This is a genomic window from Streptomyces sp. NPDC057271 (genome assembly GCF_042668715.1).
Lineage (GTDB): Bacteria > Actinomycetota > Actinomycetes > Streptomycetales > Streptomycetaceae > Streptomyces.
In genome coordinates this window covers 19,960-39,643 of sequence record NZ_JBHUYJ010000015.1, presented here as the reverse complement: position 1 = coordinate 39,643, position 19,684 = coordinate 19,960, and the positions used below count along the sequence as shown (strand labels likewise).

Genomic DNA, 19,684 nt, shown 5'->3' with positions numbered 1-19,684 from the left:
CGGACGGGCCGTCGGAAAGCCGTAAGGTTGGTCCGTACGACAGGAACTTCGAAAAGGAGGCACTGGGTGATCGAGCTCGAGGGGGTTCCCGAGCTGATCGACCCGGTCATGGTGGCCGCGTTCGAGGGCTGGAACGACGCCGGCGACGCCGCCTCCACCGCGGTCGCCCATCTGGACCGGGAGTGGAAGGGCGAGGTGTTCGCGGCGCTCGACGCCGAGGACTACTACGACTTCCAGGTCAACCGGCCCACGGTGTGGCTGGACAACGGTGTCCGGAAGATCACCTGGCCGACGACGAGGCTCTCCGTGGTCCGGGTCGGCGGCGACAAGCCGCGCGATCTGGTGCTCGTGCGCGGGATCGAGCCGTCGATGCGCTGGCGCTCGTTCTGCAACGAGATCCTGGGCTTCGCCCATGAGCTGGGCGTGGAGATGGTGGTGATCCTGGGCGCGCTGCTCGGCGACACTCCGCACACCCGGCCCGTCCCCGTCAGCGGGGTCACGTCCGACCCGGATCTGGCGCGGACGATGGATCTGGAGGAGACCCGCTACGAAGGGCCCACCGGTATCGTCGGGATCCTCCAGGAGGCCTGCACGCACGCGGGCGTGCCCGCGGTCAGCCTCTGGGCCGCCGTGCCGCACTACGTGTCGCAGCCGCCCAATCCCAAGGCGACCCTGGCCCTGCTCAACCGCCTTGAGGACCTGATCGGCCTGCGCATCCCGCTGGGCGAACTCCCCGAGGACGCGCGGGCCTGGCAGCTGGGCGTGGACCAACTCGCGTCCGAGGACAGCGAGGTGGCGGAGTACGTCCAGACGCTGGAGGAGGCGCGCGACACGGCGGAGCTGCCGGAGGCCTCCGGCGAGGCCATCGCCCGGGAGTTCGAGCGGTATCTGCGGCGACGCGACGGCGGTCCGGGGCAGGGCCCCGGTCTCGCGACGGAGGGCGGCGACACCTCGTATCTGCGGGACCCCGGCAGCGGCCGGACCCGGCCGCCCAAGCCGGAGCGTCCGTCACCGGAGCCGGAGCAGCCTGTGGAGGACGACGGCTCGGAGGACGGCGACGGCGAGGAGTGAGCCGTAGGGAAGAGGGCTGAGCCGTACGGACGCCGGTCGAACCGTACGGAGAGGGGCCGCACCCGGGTCGGTGCGGCCCCTCTCCGTCGCTCAGGCGCAGTCGAAGCGGGCGGCCGCCCAGTCTCCGTGGTCACCGCTCTTGGAGCCGTTGGTGTCGGTGATCCGCAGGCGGACGTGGCGTGCGCCGGTGACGTCGACGTCGACCGGTACGGTCGCCGACGCGCCGGTCACCCTGGGCGAGGTCCAGAGCACCTCGCCGTCGGCCTCGACCGAGAACGCGACCTCCCCGTAGCCGTTGATCTCGTCGTCGATGCCGACCTCGGCGGTGAAGGCGGTGCAGCGGCCGCCGAGGTAGACCTCGATGTCGGAGTCGGCGTGGGCGCCGATGCCCTTCTCGTAGGTCGTGCCGGCCAGGGTCAGCGTGCGGCCGTCACTCGCGCCCGACTCGCCGTTGGAGCGGTCGCGTTCGGGCGGACCCCAGCCGTTGGTGGCCTTCAGCCAGGTCAGGTCGCTCGCCCAGACGGCGGTGCTCGGCGGCTCGGGCATCACCCCGACGGCGAACCGCTGGACGGCGGTGCGGTCCTGGCCCGCGGCGCGGTGGCGGACGGTCGCGGTGAGTGTGGTCTCGCCGGGCTTCGCGTCCTTCGCCGGGGTGACGGTGACCTCGACCCGCCGCGTGGTGCCGGCGGGGATGCGGGCGACGGGCGCGGCCGGGGTGACCTGCCAGCCGGCCGGGGCCGTGAGGGACACCTCGACGCCGGTGGCGTCCTTCGTCCCCGCGGTGACGTCGAGGGCGACGGTGCCGGGCACGCCCGCGCCGAGCTCCTGCCCGGCCGGGGCGGCGGCGGTGGCGGAGGCTCCGGGCACGGCTCCGCCGACGGCGCTGGTGTCCTCCAGTTCGAGGGTGAAGGACCGGTCGGTGCGCTGGGCGGCGGTCTTGACCTTCACCACTCCCCCGCGGTCGTCGCGGTCGTACCACCAGCCCTGGCCGGCGGCCTCGTAGGCGGCCCGGGAGGTGAGGCGGGGCAGCCTGCGTTCACCGAGCGTGACGGCGCTCGGCGCGTCACCGGTGTGGACGGTGAACTGGTAGGGCCGGGAAGGGGACTTGCCCGCGAAGGAGCCCTTGCTCGCGCCGATGCGTACCGTCACGTCACCCGCGCCACGCTGTGGCGCGCGGACCTCGGCGGTCTGGGTGGCGTACTGGCCGGTGCGGTGGGCGCGGGTGACGCCGTCGTCCTCGTAGAGCTCGAAGGAGGATCTGCCCTGCGGGTAGATGTCCCAGGCCAGCGGGGAGTCCGGGGTGCGGTCGGTGTACGAGCGGATGCCGCCGGGCCACATCGGGACGGTGGCTCCGGCCCGCACGAACAGGGGCAGTGTGTCGAGCGGGGCGCTGTAGTCGTCGACGGTGACCGGGCCCTGGTAGGTGCGGCCGCTCCAGTAGTCGATCCAGGTGCCCTTGGGAAGGTAGATGCCGTCGCGCTCGACGGCGTCCTGGTAGACGGGTGCGACGAGGAAGTCCTCACCGCTCAGGAACTCGTACTTCGCCGTGTCCGACGCGGCCTGCGGGTCGTCCGGGTACTCGAGGACGAGCGGCCGGGCGAGGCCGACGCCGGTCTTGGTGGCCCGGTGTGCGTGGGAGTAGATGTAGGGCAGCAGCGACTCGTGGAGCTTCAGGTAGTGGCGGTTGACCGAGGTGTACGGCTCGCCGTAGCGGAAGGGCTGCTTGTCGTTCGCGGCCCAGCCGTCCATGGTCATGGTGACGGGGAGGAACATCTTCCACTGGAGGTCACGGGTGTACGTCTTGGCGCTGCCGCCGAAGATGCCGTCGACGTCGCCGGTGGTGTACGCGAGGCCGGACATGGAGGCGCCCGCGTAGGTGGGGATCTGCCAGCGGATGTACTCCCAGGTGCCGGACTGGTCGCCGGACCACTGGACTCCGCAGGCTTGCGCGCCGGACCAGCTCTCGGGGGCCCAGGTGAAGCCGCGGGCGTCGCTGTGGGCCTCGATGCCGGCGTAGGCGTCCTTGCAGCCGTCGAGGGCGAACTTGTACCCCTCGCCGACCCAGGCGACGTCGAGCTTGGCGACCCGCTGGCCCGCCTTCACCTGCTCTTCGAGCTTGTCGATGCCGTCCTCGGTCCACAGGCCGAGTTCCATGCCGCGCTGCTTGAGGCCGGTCGCGGTCTCGGCGAGGTTCTCGTAACCGCAGCCGTAGCCGTCGTTGACGAGCATCCAGCCGTTGGGCATGTCGTGCTCGACGTAGCTGTCGGCGACCTTCAGGGCGTCGAGGGTGTGGCGCTCGCCGCGGTTGGCGTTGTGGAGGTAGCAGTCGGCGTCGCCGATCTCCAGTCCGTAGACGGGCGGCAGGAACGGTTTCCCCGTGAGGCTGGTGTACTGGCCGATGACGTCCTTGAGCGCGTCGGACCCTGAGCCGGCGAAGTAGTAGGCGTCGAAGCGCTGTTCGCGGGCGCTGGTGGTGACGGGCTCGCCGAAGACGTAGGTGTTCGGCGCGTAGGTGTTGCGGTAGACGCCGTAGCCGGCCGAGGAGAGGTAGAACGGCACGGAGTTGGGGTGGCCCCCGTCGTTCCAGTTGTAGTCGACGCCGACCTCGACGGTCTTGCCGCGGTGCGAGGTGTTGCCGCGGCCGTTCTGCATGCCGGCGCCGTAGAACTGCTCGTCGGCGCCCCGGGCCAGGGTCTGGGTGGTGCGTTCCCGGCTCCAGGTGAGGCCCTGGGTCTCGGACCAGAGCGGAGTGCCGTCGGCGCGGACGGCCGCGAAGCGCAGGGGCGCCTTGTAGGCGCGCAGGGTCACCTTCGCGGTGGTGAGTTCGTAGCGGTCGCCGCGGTCGTACCAGCGGGTCCTGGGAGGTTGGCCCTGAGGCTGGACGATGTCCTGCCCGGTGGGGTCGGTGAACCGCCCGTCGGGTGCCAGTTCGATGCGGAAGGTCTCGTCGGTGACGAAGCTGACGCGGGCCTGGGCGGCGCCGGCGGTCAGCCGGTAGACGGCGCCGTCGGCCTCGAAGCCGGTGAGGTCGCCGACGGTGGTGGGCGAGGGCTCGGCGGACTGGGCGCTCCCCGGTCCCGCGAACACCGCGAGGAGCCCGAGCACAGCGCCGGCGAATGCAGCCTTCATGCGCAATGTTGATTGCATGGACGGTATTTAGCGCAGAAACGAGCATGAGGGCTAGGACAAAACGGAACCGCCCTCGGACTTCGCGGAGAAGTCCGAGGGCGGTTGGCCGGAAGCGGGCCGTACGGGGTCGGGCTACAGAGCCACTCCGAGCAGCGCGTCGACGGCACGGGAGGCGAGGCCGGGCGCGGACTCGTCCGTACCGCCCTCGGCGTTCTGGCGCTCGGCCCAACGGTCGACGGCGGCGAGCGCGGCCGGTGAGTCGAGGTCGTCGGAGAGCGCCTCGCGGATCTCCTCGACCAGCGCGTCGGCGGACGGCCCGTCGGGGCGGGAGACGGCCGCGCGCCAGCGGTCCAGGCGCGCCACGGCGTCCTGGAGGACCTGGTCGGTCCACTCCCAGTTCGCGCGGTAGTGGTGCGAGAGGAGCGAGAGGCGGATGGCGGCCGGGTCGACGCCCTGGCGGCGGAGCGCGGAGACGAAGACCAGGTTGCCCTTGGACTTGGACATCTTCTCGCCGTCGAGGGCGACCATGCCGGCGTGCACGTACGCCCTGGCCATGGGGAACTCGCCCGTCAGCGCCTGGGCGTGCGAGGCACCCATCTCGTGGTGCGGGAAGATCAGGTCGGACCCTCCGCCCTGGACGTCGAAGCCCATGCCGAGGTGGTCGAGGGCGATGGCGACGCACTCGATGTGCCAGCCGGGGCGGCCGGGGCCGAGGCTCGCGCCGTCCCAGCTCGGCTCGCCCTCGCGGGCGGCCATCCAGAGCATCGGGTCGAGCGGGTTCTTCTTGCCCGCGCGGTCCGGGTCCCCGCCGCGCTCGGCGGACAGGTGGCGCATCAGCTCGGTGTCGTAGTTCGACACCTGACCGAAGTGCGGGTCCGCCTCGACGGAGAAGTAGATGTCGCCTTCGAGTTCGTAGGCCGCGCCGGAGTCACGCAGCCGCTCGACGAGCGGCACGATGCCCGGTATGGCCTCGACCGCACCGATGTAGTGCTGCGGCGGCAGCATCCGCAGGGCGGTCATGTCCTCGCGGAAGAGGGCGGTCTCGCGCTCGGCGAGCCCGACCCAGTCGACGCCGTCCCGGATCGCCCGCTCCAGGAGCGGGTCGTCGACGTCGGTCACGTTCTGGACGTAGTGGACCTGCCGCTTGGTGTCGAGCCACACGCGCTGAACGAGGTCGAACGCGTTGTAGGTCGCCGCGTGACCCATGTGGGTCGCGTCGTACGGCGTGATGCCGCAGACGTAGATACGGGCGACGGGGCCGGGGGCGAGGGTCACTCGTCCGCCGGTCGCGGTGTCGTGGATCCGGAGGTCGCGGCCCTTGCCGGGAAGGGCGGGGACCTCAGAAGCGGGCCAGGCATGCATGACCTGAGCGTAACCGGACACCTGTTCCGGATACGAACCGGATCCGGGATCTTGGCCGACAACGTGCTCTTGCAGCTCGCAGCCGTCCATGCATACCCCCTGGGGGTCCACGCCCCGGGATCGGGACCTGGCCGGATCCGATCGGTCAGACCGGGGGCCAGGGGATCGCCGGCCACTGCCCGGAGGGCTCCGGATGGCGGCCGGTGGTGCGCAGGGTGGTGACCCGGCGGCGCAGGGCGTCGACCTCGGCGGCCGTGAGCAGTTCGGCCAGTCGGGTGGCGAGCGGCGTCCCCGGTGCCAGGGAGCCGTCGAGCCGCGCGAGGACGTCGGCGGCCTCGGCGGGCAGTTCCTCGCCCGCCCAGCCCCAGAGCAGGGTGCGCAGCTTGTCGTCCACGTGGAAGGTCACGCCGTGGTCGATGCCGTAGAGGCGGCCGTCCGGCGCGGGCAGCAGGTGCCCGCCCTTGCGGTCGCCGTTGTTGATGACCGCGTCCAGGACGGCGAGCCGGCGCAGTCCGGGGCTGTCGGCGTGGACGAGCAGCGCGGTGCGGCCCTCGTCGACCTGGGCCGGCCCGACGGCCTTCCACCCTTCTCCCGCCTCCTCGTCCTCGGTGAGGGCAAGGAGGCTCGCCGCGGGATCGGCCTCGATCCAGAGCTGGACCATGCCCTCGCCGTACGGGCCGTCCCGGAGCACCGTGGGCGGTACGAGTCCCCAGCCGGTGGCCTCGGAGATCTCGTAGGCGGCGACCTCGCGCTGGGCGAGCGTGCCGTCGGGGAAGTCCCAGAGCGGCCGCTCGCCGGCGACGGGCTTGTAGACGCAGTCGGCGTCGACGCCGGCGTGGGTGACCGAGCAGACGAGCACGGCGTTGGACGCCTCGCGGACCTGGCCGCGCACGGTCAGCTCACCCTTGGTGAGCAGGTCGACGACCGCCTGGCTGTCGGGACCGCTCATGCGCCGCGTCGGTATCCGTTCTGGCGCGGGCACACATGTCCCTCGGGGTCGAGCGGCAGGCTGCACAGCGGGCACGGCGGGCGGCCGGCGTTGACCACGTCGAGGGCGCGCTTGGCGAAGGCCCTGGCCTGCGCGCCGGTGAGCCGGACGCGCAGCATCGGCGGCCCGTTCTCCTCGTCCTGGAGCAGCCGCTCCTCGGCGGCGGCCAGGTCCTCCTCGGACTCCGCGTCGAGTTCGACGAGGGCCTGCGCCTCGACGATCATGCGCTGCTCCTCGCCGTCCCAGGCGAGCGCCATGGTGCCGACCCGGAACTCCTCCTCGACGGGGACGTCGAGGGGGGCGGTGTCGGCGTTGTCGGCCGGGGCCATGGCCGGGACGGGGGCGTTGCCGCCGGTGCGGCGCACGACCTCGTCGAGGAGTTCGTCGATGCGTTCGGCGAGCGCGGCGACCTGGGTCTTCTCCAGGGCCACGCTGGTGACCCGGCCGGCCGCGGACGCCTGCAGGAAGAACGTACGGCGGCCAGGCAGCCCGACCGTGCCGGCCACGAAACGCTCCGGTGGGTCGTAGAGGAACACCTGACGGGACACGTCCCTGACTCCCTTGCGTCTCGGCGGTGGTGGAGGCCCGCGCTACGGCGGCCCGTCCACCCTACTGCGCGGATGGATCACGGTGCGCCCGCACCGCCCCCGACCTCGGCGGCCCCACCCCGCTCACCGCTCTCCCGGGGCGCGAGGCCGGCGAAGTCGCCGGTGTCGCCGAGCCGTACGAGGAATGGGCGCAGCCGCGTGTAGCGGATGACGGTGACCGAGCAGGGGTCCACGTGGATGCGCTGGAAGAGGTCGAGGTGCAGGCCGAGTGCGTCGGCGACGATCGACTTGATGATGTCGCCGTGCGAGCACATCGCGTAGACGGCGTCCTCGCCGTGCTCGGCCTCCACGCGCGCGTTCCAGTCCCGTACGGCGTCGACGGCCCGCGCCTGCATGGCGCGCATCGACTCGCCACCGGGGAAGGACGCGGCGGACGCGTGGGCCTGGACGACCTCCATGAGGGGCTCGTCGGCCAGTTCGGCGAGCTTGCGACCGGACCAGTCGCCGTAGTCGCACTCGCTGATCCGCTCCTCGGTGTGCAGCGCAAGGCCGGGCCGGGCTTCGAGGAGCGGCCGCAGGGTCTCGCGGCAGCGCTGCAGCGGGCTGGTGACGACGGCGGCGAGCGGCACCCCGGCCAGTCGGCCGGGCAGGGCGGCGGCCTGCGCCACCCCCCGCTCGTCGAGGGCGACCCCGGGCATCCGCCCGGCGAGGACACCCGAGGTGTTGGCGGTGGAGCGTCCGTGCCGGACGAGAATCAGCGTGGCCATGGCGGCAAGAGTAGGCGGCCGCACACGCGCGTGGGGCGGACCCGTCGACGATCGCGGAGGCCACGCGCACGTGCGGGACGGGGCAGGGCGGGGAAGAATACGGCCCGTGATCGTGGACTCCGCCATATATCGCGACGGGCGCCGCACGGAGGGCCTCCCCGACCTGTCCGACGCCCTGGCTCAGGCCCGGGCCACCGGTGACGCCTTTCTGTGGGTGGGTCTGCACGAACCGACGGAGGCCGAGTTCGATCATGTGTCGTCCGAGTTCGCGCTGCACCGGCTGGCCGTGGAGGACGCGCTGAAGGCCCATCAGCGGCCCAAGCTCGAGGTCTACGACGACTCGCTCTTCGTGGTCCTCAAACCGGTGGTGTACGAGCCGAGGAGCGACCGGGTCACGTCGGGCGAGCTGATGGTCTTCATCGGCGACTCGTTCGTGGTGACGGTCCGGCACGGCGAGGGCGCGCCGCTCGCGTCGGTACGCCGCCGCCTGGAGGCCGAACCCGAGGTGCTGCGCCACGGCCCGACGGCCGTCCTGTACGCGATCAGCGACGCGGTCGTCGACCACTACGTCGAGGTGGCCGGTGAACTCCAGATCGACCTGGAGGCGCTGGAGGCCGACGTGTTCGCACCGGCGGGCGGGAATCCGGGGACCACGGCGGAGCGGATCTACACCGCGAAGCGCCAGGTGCTGGAGTTCCGCCGGGCCGCGAGCCCGCTGGCGGCACCGGTGGAGAGGCTCGCGACCGGGGCCGTGCCGTTCGTGAGCCGGCAGTCCAAGCCCTTCTTCCGGGACGTCGCCGACCATCTGACCCGCGCCAACGAGCAGGTGGAAGGGCTGGACCGGCTGCTGTCGGACGTCCTGTCGGCCCATCTCGCGCAGATGGGCGTCCGGCAGAACGACGACATGCGGAAGATCTCGGCGTGGGCGGCCATGGCCGCGGTCCCCACGATGGTCGCGGGGATCTACGGCATGAACTTCGAGCACATGCCGGAGCTGACCTGGGTCTGGTCGTACCCGGCGGTGATCGTGCTGATGGCCGGGACCGTCCTCGGTCTGTACCGGCTGTTCAAGCGCCGCGGCTGGATGTAGGCACGGCGCCACGGGCCGCCCGGCGGCGCCCCCGGAATTCCGTACGGCGTTCTTCCGTACGGCGTGCTTCCGTACGGCGGCGGGCCTCTCGGCGGTTCAGAACGCGGGGGCGGGCGTCATCGGACCGCCCAGCGCGTTGCGCCGCTCGGGCATCTTCAGGCGGACCATCCTGTGCCAGCCCGCGGCCCGTTCCCACGCGTACGCGCCGTGGATCCCCGCGGCCAGGACGGCCGACTTGGCCTTGGGCCACCCGAGGATGCGTCCCATGTGGCTCATCACGGCGAGGCTGACGTCGCGGTAGACCTGGATCTCGGCGAGCGCGGAAGCGCGCAGGGTGCGCTGGATGAGCCGGCCGTGACCGGCGTACGCGAGGGCCAGCAGCTCCTCGTGGCAGTACGCCAGGTGGTTCGCCTCGTCGTTGTCGATCATGTGGATGGCCTTGCCCAGCTCGGGGTGGTCCCCGAAGTAGGTGACCAGCATGTTCATCTGGTCCGCGGCGCGCTGCTCGGTGACCCGGCTGTGCGAGAGGTAGACGATGATGTCCTCCTCGCTCAGCGGCTCGTCACGGCGGAGCTTGTCGTGGGCGAGGCCGATCCCACGCTTCTCGAGGAGCATCGTGTAGTCGGTGTCGGGCGGCACCGGCACGGGCTCGAGTCCGCGCTTCTTCAGGAGCGCGTTGAAGATCCGGCCGTGCTTGTCCTCGTCCGCCCCGTGCCGCGTGATCTTGGGCGCGAGATGCCGCATGGCGGGCGGGACGAGGGCCGCGATCCGGGCGTTCTCCCAGCCGCCCTGGGCCTCGCCGCTGGCAGCGATGGAACAGAAGAGCCGGAAGGACTCGTCGTTGTCGGTGATCTCCTGGAACAGGCCCTTGGCCGTGAGCATGGCTCCACCTCCCTGCGGGCGTCCGCACACCGCACGTCCGCAGAGAACGAGTCAAGTGCGGTACCGGCCTCCCGGCAACACGAGCGGCGGGCCGTTCGGCTGAAAGACGGAGCGTTCCACTCGTAACCGCGCGCCGTGTGGCGCGTTGAGCAGCGTGACGGCCGTGGCGGGGAAGACCCCCGAGCCCCCACCACGGCCGCAGACTTCCCGGGGTGCGAAAGGCAGGCTCGCCCCAGGGGCGTGTGTCGAACGTAGCGTCGTCTGCCCGCCGGGCAGACGGGACTTTCGACACACGCCCCTAGCTAGGCGAGGCCCGCCCGCTCCAGGGCTTCGGTGCCCGCCCGCAGCGCCGCCACCCGCTCGTCGAGGGTGAAGCCGGCCGGGGCGAGGGTCAGGGTCGTGACACCGGCCTCGGCGTAGGCCTTCATCCGGTCGGCGATCCGCTCGACGGAGCCGAGCAGGGTGGTCTGGTCGATCAGCTGCCGCGGGACGGCGGCGGCCGCGCCGGCCTTGTCCCCGGACAGGTACCTGTCCTGGATCTCGGCGGCCTGCTTCTCGTAGCCCATGCGCTGGGCGAGCTGGTTGTAGAAGTTCTGCTTGCGGCTGCCCATGCCACCGACGTACAGGGCCGTGTACGGGCGGAAGATGTCGGCCAGAGCGTCGATGTCGTCGCCGAGGGCGAGGGGCAGGGTGGGGTGGACGTCGAAGCCCTCCATGGTGAGCCCGGCCTTCTCACGGCCCGCGCGGAGCGGGCGGAGGGCGGTCTCCTCCAGGTGCTCGGCGGAGGGGAAGATCAGCAGGGCGCCGTCGGCGATCTCGCCGGTCTGCTCCAGGTTCTTCGGGCCGATCGCCGCGATGTAGAGCGGGATGTGCTCGCGCTCCGGGTGGACGGTGAGCTTGATCGGCTTGCCCGGTCCGTCCGGCAGCGGAAGCGTCCAGTGCTCGCCCTCGTAGGTGAGCCGCTCGCGGGACATGGCCTTGCGGACGATCTCGACGTACTCGCGGGTGCGGGCCAGGGGCTTGTCGAACTTGACGCCGTACCAGCCTTCCGAGACCTGCGGGCCCGAGACGCCGAGGCCGAGGCGGAAGCGTCCGCCGGAGAGCGAGTCGAGGGTGGCGGCGGTCATCGCCGTCATCGCGGGCTGACGGGCCGGGATCTGCATGATCGCGGAGCCGATGTCGATCCGCTCGGTCTTGGCGGCCACCCAGGAGAGCACCGTGGGCGCGTCGGAACCGTAGGCCTCGGCGGCCCAGCAGACGTCGTATCCGAGGCGGTCCGCCTCCTGCGCGACGGCGAGGTTGTCGCCGTCCATACCGGCGCCCCAGTAACCGAGGTTGATGCCGAGCCTCATGACCACACACCCTCTTTACCGATCAGTAACGTCCCTTGCGCCGGACTCTAGCGCGAGGCGAGGAGATCCGTCAGGGGGAGGTTGTCCACAGGCTCTCTCCGCGTGGGGTCTTGGCCAGTAATCTCGCGTCCCATGGAGCAGAGGCATCTCGGACGTACCGGCCTGCGCGTGTCCCGGCTCGGGCTCGGCACCCTCACCTGGGGGCGCGACACCGACGAGCACGACGCCGCCGACCAGTTGAAGGCGTTCTGGGACGCGGGCGGCACGCTGGTCGACACCGCGGACGTGTACGGCGGCGGCGAGGCCGAGTACATGCTCGGGCAGCTCATGGAGCGGCTGGTGCCACGACGGGATCTGGTCATCTCCACCAAGGCGGGCAGCGTGCCCGACCCGGACCGGCGGATGGACGGCTCCCGCGGCCATCTGCTGGCCGCGCTCGACGCCTCCCTGGCCCGCCTGGGCACGGACCACGTGGACCTGTGGCAGCTGCACGCCTTCGATCCGTACACCCCGCTGGAGGAGTCCCTCCAGGCGCTGGACATCGCCGTGAGCAGCGGCCGCGCACGGTACGTGGGGGTGTCGAACTTCTGCGGGTGGCAGCTGGCGAAGGCGGGAACCTGGCAGCTCGGGGCCGCGGGCACGGGGCGGACGCGCCTCGCGGCGACGCAGATGGAGTACTCACTGCTCCAGCGGGGCGTCGAGCGGGAGGTGCTGCCCGCGGCCCTGGACCTGGGGATAGGTCTGCTGCCGTCCTCACCGCTGGGGCGCGGGGTGCTGACGGGCAAGTACCGGGACGGCACGCCCGCCGACTCCCGGGGCGGTTCCGAGACCATGGCGCCCTTCGTGGAGCCGTACCTGGACGACGCGGCGAGCCGGATCGTCGACGCGGTCGCCACGGCGGCGGACGGCCTGGCGACGACGCCGCTCAAGGTGGCGCTCGCCTGGGTCCGCGACCGTCCGGGGGTGACCGCCCCGGTCGTCGGCGCGCGCAACGCGCGGCAGCTCACGGCCACGTTGTCAGTGGAGAGCCTTAGTCTTCCTGACGAGATCTGCCGGGCTCTCGACGATGTGTCGGCGCCCATGCACCGCTATCCGGACCAGGACTGGAGCACCTTGTGACCGAGCCTTCGCGGGAGACCCCTCCCGAGGCCACCGAGCCCGTGTCGGGCGAGGCCGACGAGGCCGCGACCGAGCGCACCCCGGAGAGCGTGGCGGAGCGCGCCGGGGAGGGCCCGGAGGCGCGCGGCGAGGCGGGGAAGACCGGCGCCACGAGCCCAGCGGCCGACGGCACGAGTTCTGCGGCCGACGCGAGTCCTGCCGACGACACGAGTCCTGCCGACGACGCCGAGGCACAGGCCGACAGCACGGAGGCACAGGCCGACAGCACGGAGGCACAGGCCGACGGGGAGGCGAAGGCCGCGGAGGTGTCGGAGGCGCAGGCCGAGCTGGCCGCGCAGCGCGAGTTGCGGGCCAGGATCGAGCAGCGCAAGGCCGAGAAGGCGGCGCCGGTCGACGCGGGCGGGAAGCTCAGCGGCACGGCAGCCGATCTGCTCGCGGCGGTACGGGCGGTGGAGGGCGGTACGAAGCCGGGCACCGCGTTCTTCGAGCCGACCGAGCCCGCGCCGCGACGCCCCGCTCCCACGGCGACGCCCACGCCCGCGGCGGCCGCCGCGGCGCGCCCGCCGGTCCCGGAGCCGACGGCGGCCCCCGAGACGCTTGAGGCCGTGCGGGCCGTCCTGGCGCGCGGTGGGGCCCCGGAGTCCCTGACCGGCCAGGTCGCGGCAGCCCTGGGGGAGGGCGCCGCCGAGGCGCTGCGCGAGGACCCGTGGCTCCTCCTCGCGGTGCCGGGGGTCCAGCCCGAGCACGCCGACGGCTTCGCGCGTGCCCTCCTGGGCGCGGAGTGCGGTCCCGACGATCCCCGTCGGGCGGTCGCCCTGGTGGCCTGGCTGCTCGAACGGGCCGCGCTGAGGGGGCACACGGCCCTGGAGGACGGCGCCGTGCGGGTCGGCCTCGGCAAGCTGTCCGTACCGGACCCGGACGAGGCCCTGCGCCAGGCGGTGTCCGAGGGTGCGGTACTGGTGTTCCAGGACGAGGAGCCGGTGCCGGAGGACGTCGAGGACGAAGCCGACGGGACCGCCGCCGAGACCGGCGAGGTTCCCGAAGCCGACGTGCCGGTCCTGCTCGGGCTCGACCGGTACGCCCTCGCCGAGGAGAGCCTGGCCGACGGTCTGGCCCGGCTGGTGAAGACCGTGTCCGGGGAGGAGTGGGAAGGGCCCGAGCTGGTCCGCGCGGCGGGCGCGTACGGCCTGGTGCTGCACATCGGCGGCGAGGCGGCCCGCAGCGAGCCGGTCGCGCTCGCCGAGGCCGCCCGGGAGCGGGGCCTGCGGGTCGCCGTGGCCGTGCACAGCGAGAACGGAGTCGGTCGACTCGGCGCGGACGCGCTGACGGTCGCCGCGCTGCTGTCCGGCACGGCCGGACCCCGCCGGGACGCGGAGGGCGCCTTCGCCCTCGACCTGCTGGTAGTCCTGGACGCGCCGCAGCTGGACGTCGAGAGCGCCGCGATGCTCGTGGAGTCCCTGCCCGACGGCTGCCGTCTGGTGCTCAGCGGCGATCCCGGTGTCCTCGGCTCCGCGGGCGCGGGCCAGGTCTTCACCGATGTGCTGGCGGCCGCGGTGTGCCCGCGGATCGTCTCCCGCGTCCCCGACCCCGGGCCGATCGGCGAGCTGGTCTCCGGCATCGGCATCGGTGAGCTGAACCAGGTGGAGGCCCCCGGCAAGGAGGTCGTGATCGTCCCCGTGCGGGACGCGGGCGAGGCCGTCCACCGCACGGTCCAGCTCGTCGCCGACTCGGTTCCCCGCGCGATCGGCGTGCCCACCGGGCAGACCCAGGTGATCACCGTCGGCCATGGCGGCTCGGCGGGCACCCGCGCGCTGAACGCGGCGCTCAAGCAGCGCCTCAACCCGGGCCCCGGCCGCTTCGGCGGCTTCGACCCGGGCGACCGGGTGGCGTACGTACCGGCTCCGGGGCGGACGATGACCGGGACGGTCGTCTCGGCCGACGCCGAGGGTCTGCGCCTGGAGTGCGAGGGCGAGAAGCTCGTCGTACCGAAGGAGCGGGTGGAGTCGGCGCTGCGGCACGGCTGGGCGCTCACGGCGCACCAGGCGGCCGGGATGCGCTGGCCGGCGGCGGTCGTGGTGCTGCCGGGCGACGCGGCCCAAGGGCTGAGCCGGGCCTGGGTGTACACGGCCTTCGGTCGCGGCGAGCGTCATCTGTCGGTCGTCCACGGGGTGGACCAGGCGCTGCCGCGCGCGGTGTCCGAGGGGAGGTCCCAGGACCGTACGACCCGGCTGGGGCCGCTTCTGGAGTCGCTTCTGGCGGCCGCGGAGGGCTGATCGGGCGCCGTGGGGGTACGGCGGAGGGCGGGACACCACCCGGTGTCCCGCCCTCCGTCCTACCCGGCCGGACGCCGTACCGTTCAGGCGTCCTGCTCCTCCAGGTCGTCGTCCAGCTCGTCGTCGAAGACCGCGCTGACGTCGAAGCGGCAGACGATCCGCTCCGGATCGGCCTGCTCGAAGGGGGCGTTCAGCCACTCCCCCGGCTCCGGCAGCTCTTCGGCTGCCGAGACCCAGAGCGTGGAGTCGCCCTCCTCCAGGCCGAACTCCTTGTGCCGTGAGGCGATTTCGTCCGGTTCGTACTCGCCGAAGAGGACACCGAGCGCCGCGTGCGTACTGACGCCGACGGCGGGAGTACCGTCCGCACCCTCCTCGTCGCTCTCCAGATCGGCGATGCGCTGAGCCTGGGCGAGCAGCCGCTTCGGCTCCGCCACGGCGTAGTCGCGGCGGATCAGCACGCTGAGGGCATGCGGCTCATCCGGTCCGGCGTAGGGCGGCAGCGAGTCGTCGGCGCCCGGGATCTCGAAGGGAGTGACCTCGTCGTACCGGTCGTAGAGCCGCTCGTCGTACGCCTCGGCCGCCGCGGCGAGGGCGTTGAAGGCTGCATAGACGGCCGGGTCGTCGTCCCCCGAACGACGTTCGACCGCCTCCAGGTGACGGTCCAGTGCGGCTTTGACCGCCTCGGCGGCGGCACGTACCTCGGCAGCGGTGGGCTGCGCAGCATCAGACATGGGACGCACGCTATCCGTAGCGGGCCGGTGCCCGCACAATAGATGCGATGCCGGAATACGAATTTGTCGACGTGTACGTGCCCCGTGGCGTCTCCCGCAAGGAGGCCACGCGGCTCCTGACCGACCATGCCGAGTACGGGCACTGGGAGTTGGACCGTCTGATCCTGCACCGGGACGGCAGCCGCAGGGTGCGGCTCCGCCGACGCATCATCCGTCAGGTTCGCGCCACCTGGTGACATGACATGGGGCCCCGCGTCGCGGGGCCCCTGCGCGTTGCGCGACCGGTCCGGCCGCTCCGCCCGGGCTAGGCGGACCGGCGGTTGCGGCGGTAGAGCACCGCGCCGGCGAGCAGCAGACCCGCGCCGGCCGGGATGATCACCCCGAGCGGACCGGAACCGGTCTGCGCCAGCTCCTCGCTCGCTTCGGGCTGTGTGATCGTGTGCGTACCAGGTGTGTTCGGCCCGCTGGGCGTACCCGGTCCACCGGGCTCGCCGGAGTCTCCGGGGTTACCCGGGGTGCCGGGCGTACCCGGGTTGCCGGGGTTGCCCGGGTTGCCAGGGTTACCCGGGTTGCCGGGATTCCCGGGATTCCCGGGATTCCCCGGGTTACCGGGATTCCCCGGGTTACCGGGGTTACCGGGGTTGCCCGGGTTACCGGGGTTCCCCGGGTTGCCCGGGTGCGTCGGCTCGACGCCGTTGCCGCACTCGTTGCCGAACGCCGGGTTGATGGCGCCGACGACCGAGACGCTGTTCCCGCAGGCGTTCACGGGGACGTGGACCGGCACCTGGACGTTGTTGCCGGACGCGACGCCCGGGGAGTTGCTGGTGCTGCCCTCCGCCGACGAGCCGCGGCGGTGCTTGCCCGGCTTGGAGACGTTGGCGCACTTGTTGCCGAACGTCGGATTGAGCAACCCGACCACGTTGACGGTGTTTCCGCAGACATTCACCGGCGCGTGCACCGGAACCTGTACGGAATTTCCGGACGCGACGCCCGGGGAATTCGAGGCGGTGCCGTTCGCTCCCGCATCGGCGTTCGCGTAACCACCACCGAGGGCGAGTACGCCGCCCGCGGCCGCAACGGTGATCAGGCCCTTGCGCGTGACCTGTCGCATAGCTTGTTCCCTGCCTTCTCGGCTTCTGCCTTCTGGCTTCAGAAGAGGGGCCACCGGGCACGACGCCCGGGGCGGAAATGCCCACCGGCCCCGGAGTGCATGGCACGCACTCCGGGGCCGGACTGGCTCAGACCCTCACGGGTCGAGGCACAACGTCAGGCGTTGATGCAGGTGTTGCCGAAGGCGGGGTTCAGCAGCCCGATCACGGAGACCGTGTTGCCGCACACGTTCACCGGGACGTGAACCGGCACCTGGACGACGTTGCCCGAGAGCACGCCGGGGGAACCGATGGCGGCACCCTGGGCACCCGAGTCGGCAACGGCCATGCCCGCACCCGCGAGAACGAGACCGCCGGTGGCAGCCGCAGCAGCGACGACCTTCTTGATCATTATTCCTCCTTGTTGGCAATGCGATCCCAGCCGCGGACCGCACCACCTGTAACGAGGGGGAAGTAATGGGGCTACGAGCGTATGAGTGCATTCACTCGTTCCGGTCACATGCGCACGTGCGGCCGAATATCGGCCGCCCCGCTCAGGAGGCGTCGATGAACCGGTCGAGGACGCGGACGCCGAACTTCAGGCCGTCCACCGGCACCCGCTCGTCCACGCCGTGGAACATCCCGGCGAAGTCCAGCTCCGGCGGCAGCTTGAGCGGCGCGAAGCCGAAGCAGCGGATGCCGAGGTCGTCGAAGGACTTGGCGTCGGTACCGCCGGAGAGCATGTACGGCACGGCACGGGCGATCGGGTCCTCGGCACGCAGGGCGAGCTGCATGGCGTCGACCAGGGCGCCGTCGAAGCTGGTCTCCAGGGCCTTGTCCCCGTGCACGTCCTCGCGCTTGACCCGCGGGCCGAGGATCCGGTCGAGGTCGGCCAGGAACTCCTCCTCGTAACCGGGCAGGAAGCGTCCGTCGACGTGCGCCGTGGCCTGTCCGGGGATGACGTTGACCTTGTACCCGGCGCCGAGCATGGTCGGGGCGGCGGAGTTGCGCAGGGTCGCGCCGACCATCTTGGCGATGCCGCCCAGCTTGGAGAGCGTCGCCTCCATGTCCTCGGGGTCGAGCGGGGTGCCCAGCGCGTCCGAGAGCTCGTCCAGGAAGGACCGTACGGTCTTGGTGACCCTGACCGGCCACTGGTGGCGCCCGAGGCGGCCGACGGCCTCGCAGAGCTCGGTGATGGCGTTGTCGTTGTTGGTCATCGACCCGTGCCCGGCCGTGCCGTCGACGGTCAGCCGCATCCAGTGCATGCCCTTCTGGGCCGTCTCGACCAGGTAGAGCCGCAGGTTCTTGTTGACGGTGAAGGAGAAGCCGCCGACCTCGCCGATCGCCTCCGTCACCCCGTCGAACAGCTCGCGATGGTGGTCGACCAGATGCCGGGCGCCGTAGGTGCCGCCCGCCTCCTCGTCGGCGAGGAACGCCAGGACGATGTCGCGCGGGGGCTTGCGGCCGCTGCGCATCCGGTCCCGTACGACCGCGAGGGTCATCGCGTCCATGTCCTTCATGTCCACCGCGCCCCGGCCCCAGACACAGCCGTCGGCGACCTCGCCGGAGAAGGGGTGATGGGTCCAGTCCTCGGCGTTGGCCGGCACGACGTCGGTGTGGCCGTGGATGAGCAGGGCCGGCCGGGAGGGGTCCTCGCCCTCGATGCGGGCGACGGTGGAGGCCCGCCCCTTGTGCGACTCGATGATCTTCGGCTCGAGACCGACTTCGGCGAGCTTCTCGGCGACGTACTCCGCCGCCGCCCGCTCGCCCGGGCCGGAGTGGTCGCCGTAGTTGCTGGTGTCGATGCGGATGAGGTCACGACAGAGATCGACGACCTCGTCCTCGCCGGTGACGCTCCGGGCCGTGTTCGACTCGCTCACGCTGCTTCCTCCCACTACGTGCCCCACGTGCTTGCTGGTGGTCGCCCCCATCCTCGCGCGCCCGGCTCCGGGACCCAAGGGCGCCCGTCGGCCGACGTACGTCTGTCACACGGTTCCGCCCGGACCAGGGGTGGTGATCGACCACCTCCAATGTTTGCTATGGTTTTCCACGTCGGAACGGCCGAGCGGCCGGAAAGACAGACACCTTGTCCGGGTGGCGGAATGGCAGACGCGCTAGCTTGAGGTGCTAGTGCCCTTTATCGGGCGTGGGGGTTCAAGTCCCCCCTCGGACACCAACGAAGGACCCCACGTCATGTGGGGTCCTTCTTGTTTGCGGACGACGGTGCGAGGGCCGCGGGGGCGGGACGAGGCGACGGAGGTCGAGGCCGGTGAGACGGAGAACGAGGACACCTGCCGCGCCGCTTCCGCAGCGGGACGGGATCGATCCGGTGCGGGTGCGGCTGCCCGAGGAGCCGGATGCCGGGTGGGCGACCGTGGGGGACTATCTGCGGGCGCGGTACGGCGGCGCCATCGGGGACGTGCGTGTCGCGGAGATGCTGCGGAACGGGCGGTTCGTCGGGGTGGACGGGGCGGTCGCCGGGGACGAGCCGTACGTCGCCGGGCTGCGGCTCTGGTTCCACCGGGACTTCCCCGCCGAGCAGCGGGTGCCCTTCGAGCTGGGGATCGTGCACCGCGACGAGCGGATCGTGGTCGTCGACAAGCCGCACTTCCTGGCGACGATGCCGCGCGGGCGCCATGTGACCGAGACGGCACTCGCCCGGCTCCGGCGGGAGCTGGGGATGCCGGAACTCCAGCCCGCGCACCGGCTGGACCGGCTGACGGCCGGCCTGGTGCTCTTCGTCGTGCGACCCGGCGACCGGGGCGCGTATCAGACACTGTTCCGGGACCGGCTGGTCGGCAAGGAGTACGAGGCGGTGGCGGCGCACGAGCCCGGGGTCGCGCTGCCGGTGACGGTGCGGAGCCGGATCGAGAAGGAGCGCGGGGTGATCGCCGCCCGCGAGGTGCCGGGGGAGCCGAACAGCGAGAGCCGGATCGAGCTGGTCGAGCGGCGCGGCGGGTTCGGGCGGTACCGACTGCTGCCGGCGACCGGACGGACCCATCAGCTGCGGGTGCACATGAACAGCCTGGGGCTGCCGATCCTGCACGATCCGGTCTATCCCGTGGTTCGCGAGGACGGGCCGGAGGACTTCGCGCGTCCGCTCCAGCTGCTCGCGCGGACGCTGGAGTTCACCGACCCCTTCACCGGCGTCCCGATGCGGTTCGAGAGCGGGCTCCGGCTCCAGGCGCTCGACCGAGGTGGTTGCCCGACCTGAAGGCCCCGGACAGCACGAGACCCCCGCAGGCGGCCGCCTGCGGGGGTCTCGGCCACCCGTAGGGGGTCGT

At 72.0% G+C, this 19,684-nt stretch carries 17 protein-coding genes and 1 tRNA gene; 7 read left to right on the top strand and 11 right to left on the bottom strand.

Going from position 1 to position 19,684, the window contains the following annotated elements:
* Nucleotides 1-66 precede the first annotated feature (66 nt).
* Nucleotides 67-1,071 (top strand): PAC2 family protein, encoded by a 1,005-nt coding sequence (locus tag ACFUJR_RS10315; protein ID WP_383174960.1) that lies wholly within the window; start codon nt 67-69, stop codon nt 1,069-1,071.
* A 90-nt stretch (nt 1,072-1,161) separates the two neighbouring features.
* Here ACFUJR_RS10315 and ACFUJR_RS10310 read toward each other — a convergent pair whose 3' ends face one another.
* The 5 genes from ACFUJR_RS10310 to ACFUJR_RS10290 all read right to left on the bottom strand — a co-directional run bounded on the left by ACFUJR_RS10310 (nt 1,162) and on the right by ACFUJR_RS10290 (nt 7,865).
* Nucleotides 1,162-4,200 carry an NPCBM/NEW2 domain-containing protein gene (locus ACFUJR_RS10310; protein WP_383176290.1) on the bottom strand — a complete coding sequence of 1,013 codons (3,039 nt, stop codon included), beginning with the start codon at nt 4,198-4,200 and terminating at the stop codon, nt 1,162-1,164.
* Nucleotides 4,201-4,332: 132 nt separating this feature from the next.
* A complete protein-coding gene (gene mshC / locus ACFUJR_RS10305; protein WP_383176287.1) occupies nt 4,333-5,562 on the bottom strand; it encodes a cysteine--1-D-myo-inosityl 2-amino-2-deoxy-alpha-D-glucopyranoside ligase in 1,230 nt (409 codons plus the stop codon).
* A 145-nt stretch (nt 5,563-5,707) separates the two neighbouring features.
* Nucleotides 5,708-6,544 (bottom strand): SCO1664 family protein, encoded by an 837-nt coding sequence (locus ACFUJR_RS10300; RefSeq protein ID WP_383176284.1) that lies wholly within the window; start codon nt 6,542-6,544, stop codon nt 5,708-5,710.
* Complete coding sequence (locus tag ACFUJR_RS10295; protein WP_352192775.1) at nt 6,508-7,098, bottom strand: DUF3090 domain-containing protein; 591 nt, start codon at nt 7,096-7,098, stop codon at nt 6,508-6,510. The genes ACFUJR_RS10300 and ACFUJR_RS10295 overlap by 37 nt, the downstream gene beginning before the upstream one ends.
* A 77-nt stretch (nt 7,099-7,175) precedes the next feature.
* Entirely contained in the window at nt 7,176-7,865 is a 690-nt protein-coding gene (locus ACFUJR_RS10290; protein WP_383176281.1) for a histidine phosphatase family protein, read from the bottom strand.
* A 97-nt stretch (nt 7,866-7,962) separates the two neighbouring features.
* Between ACFUJR_RS10290 and corA the strand changes: the two genes are divergently transcribed.
* Entirely contained in the window at nt 7,963-8,955 is a 993-nt protein-coding gene (gene corA / locus ACFUJR_RS10285) for a magnesium/cobalt transporter CorA (protein WP_383176293.1), read from the top strand.
* A 96-nt stretch (nt 8,956-9,051) separates the two neighbouring features.
* Here corA and ACFUJR_RS10280 read toward each other — a convergent pair whose 3' ends face one another.
* Both ACFUJR_RS10280 and ACFUJR_RS10275 read right to left on the bottom strand, forming a co-directional pair.
* Nucleotides 9,052-9,837, bottom strand: a complete 786-nt coding sequence (locus tag ACFUJR_RS10280; RefSeq protein ID WP_383176278.1) for a ferritin-like domain-containing protein — start codon at nt 9,835-9,837, stop codon at nt 9,052-9,054.
* 302 nt (nt 9,838-10,139) lie between these two features.
* Nucleotides 10,140-11,189, bottom strand: coding sequence for an LLM class F420-dependent oxidoreductase (locus ACFUJR_RS10275; protein WP_383176275.1), 1,050 nt, complete (start codon nt 11,187-11,189; stop codon nt 10,140-10,142).
* A 132-nt stretch (nt 11,190-11,321) separates the two neighbouring features.
* Here ACFUJR_RS10275 and ACFUJR_RS10270 point away from each other — a divergent pair, with 132 nt between their 5' ends.
* Both ACFUJR_RS10270 and ACFUJR_RS10265 read left to right on the top strand, forming a co-directional pair.
* Nucleotides 11,322-12,308: an aldo/keto reductase gene (locus ACFUJR_RS10270; RefSeq protein ID WP_383176272.1), complete on the top strand. Its 987-nt coding sequence runs from the start codon at nt 11,322-11,324 to the stop codon at nt 12,306-12,308.
* Nucleotides 12,305-14,581: a helix-hairpin-helix domain-containing protein gene (locus ACFUJR_RS10265; protein WP_383176269.1), complete on the top strand. Its 2,277-nt coding sequence runs from the start codon at nt 12,305-12,307 to the stop codon at nt 14,579-14,581. The genes ACFUJR_RS10270 and ACFUJR_RS10265 overlap by 4 nt, the downstream gene beginning before the upstream one ends.
* Nucleotides 14,582-14,664: 83 nt before the next feature.
* On the opposite strand, the gene ACFUJR_RS10260 is transcribed toward ACFUJR_RS10265, so the two are convergent.
* Nucleotides 14,665-15,312 (bottom strand): hypothetical protein, encoded by a 648-nt coding sequence (locus ACFUJR_RS10260; protein WP_383176266.1) that lies wholly within the window; start codon nt 15,310-15,312, stop codon nt 14,665-14,667.
* A gap of 47 nt (nt 15,313-15,359) precedes the next feature.
* On the opposite strand from ACFUJR_RS10260, the gene ACFUJR_RS10255 reads away from it, so the two are divergent.
* Nucleotides 15,360-15,548 (top strand): DUF5703 family protein, encoded by a 189-nt coding sequence (locus tag ACFUJR_RS10255; protein ID WP_383176263.1) that lies wholly within the window; start codon nt 15,360-15,362, stop codon nt 15,546-15,548.
* Nucleotides 15,549-15,616: 68 nt separating this feature from the next.
* On the opposite strand, the gene ACFUJR_RS10250 is transcribed toward ACFUJR_RS10255, so the two are convergent.
* The 3 genes from ACFUJR_RS10250 to ACFUJR_RS10240 all read right to left on the bottom strand — a co-directional run bounded on the left by ACFUJR_RS10250 (nt 15,617) and on the right by ACFUJR_RS10240 (nt 18,280).
* Nucleotides 15,617-16,423: a chaplin gene (locus tag ACFUJR_RS10250; protein WP_383176260.1), complete on the bottom strand. Its 807-nt coding sequence runs from the start codon at nt 16,421-16,423 to the stop codon at nt 15,617-15,619.
* 155 nt (nt 16,424-16,578) lie between these two features.
* Entirely contained in the window at nt 16,579-16,812 is a 234-nt protein-coding gene (gene chpH / locus ACFUJR_RS10245; RefSeq protein WP_260230231.1) for a chaplin ChpH, read from the bottom strand.
* 142 nt (nt 16,813-16,954) lie between these two features.
* Nucleotides 16,955-18,280, bottom strand: a complete 1,326-nt coding sequence (locus ACFUJR_RS10240) for a M20/M25/M40 family metallo-hydrolase (RefSeq protein WP_383176256.1) — start codon at nt 18,278-18,280, stop codon at nt 16,955-16,957.
* Nucleotides 18,281-18,488: 208 nt separating this feature from the next.
* On the opposite strand from ACFUJR_RS10240, the gene ACFUJR_RS10235 reads away from it, so the two are divergent.
* Both ACFUJR_RS10235 and ACFUJR_RS10230 read left to right on the top strand, forming a co-directional pair.
* Nucleotides 18,489-18,576, top strand: a tRNA-Leu gene (locus ACFUJR_RS10235).
* 93 nt (nt 18,577-18,669) lie between these two features.
* Entirely contained in the window at nt 18,670-19,614 is a 945-nt protein-coding gene (locus ACFUJR_RS10230) for an RluA family pseudouridine synthase (protein WP_383176253.1), read from the top strand.
* The last annotated feature ends 70 nt before the right edge of the window (nt 19,615-19,684 follow it).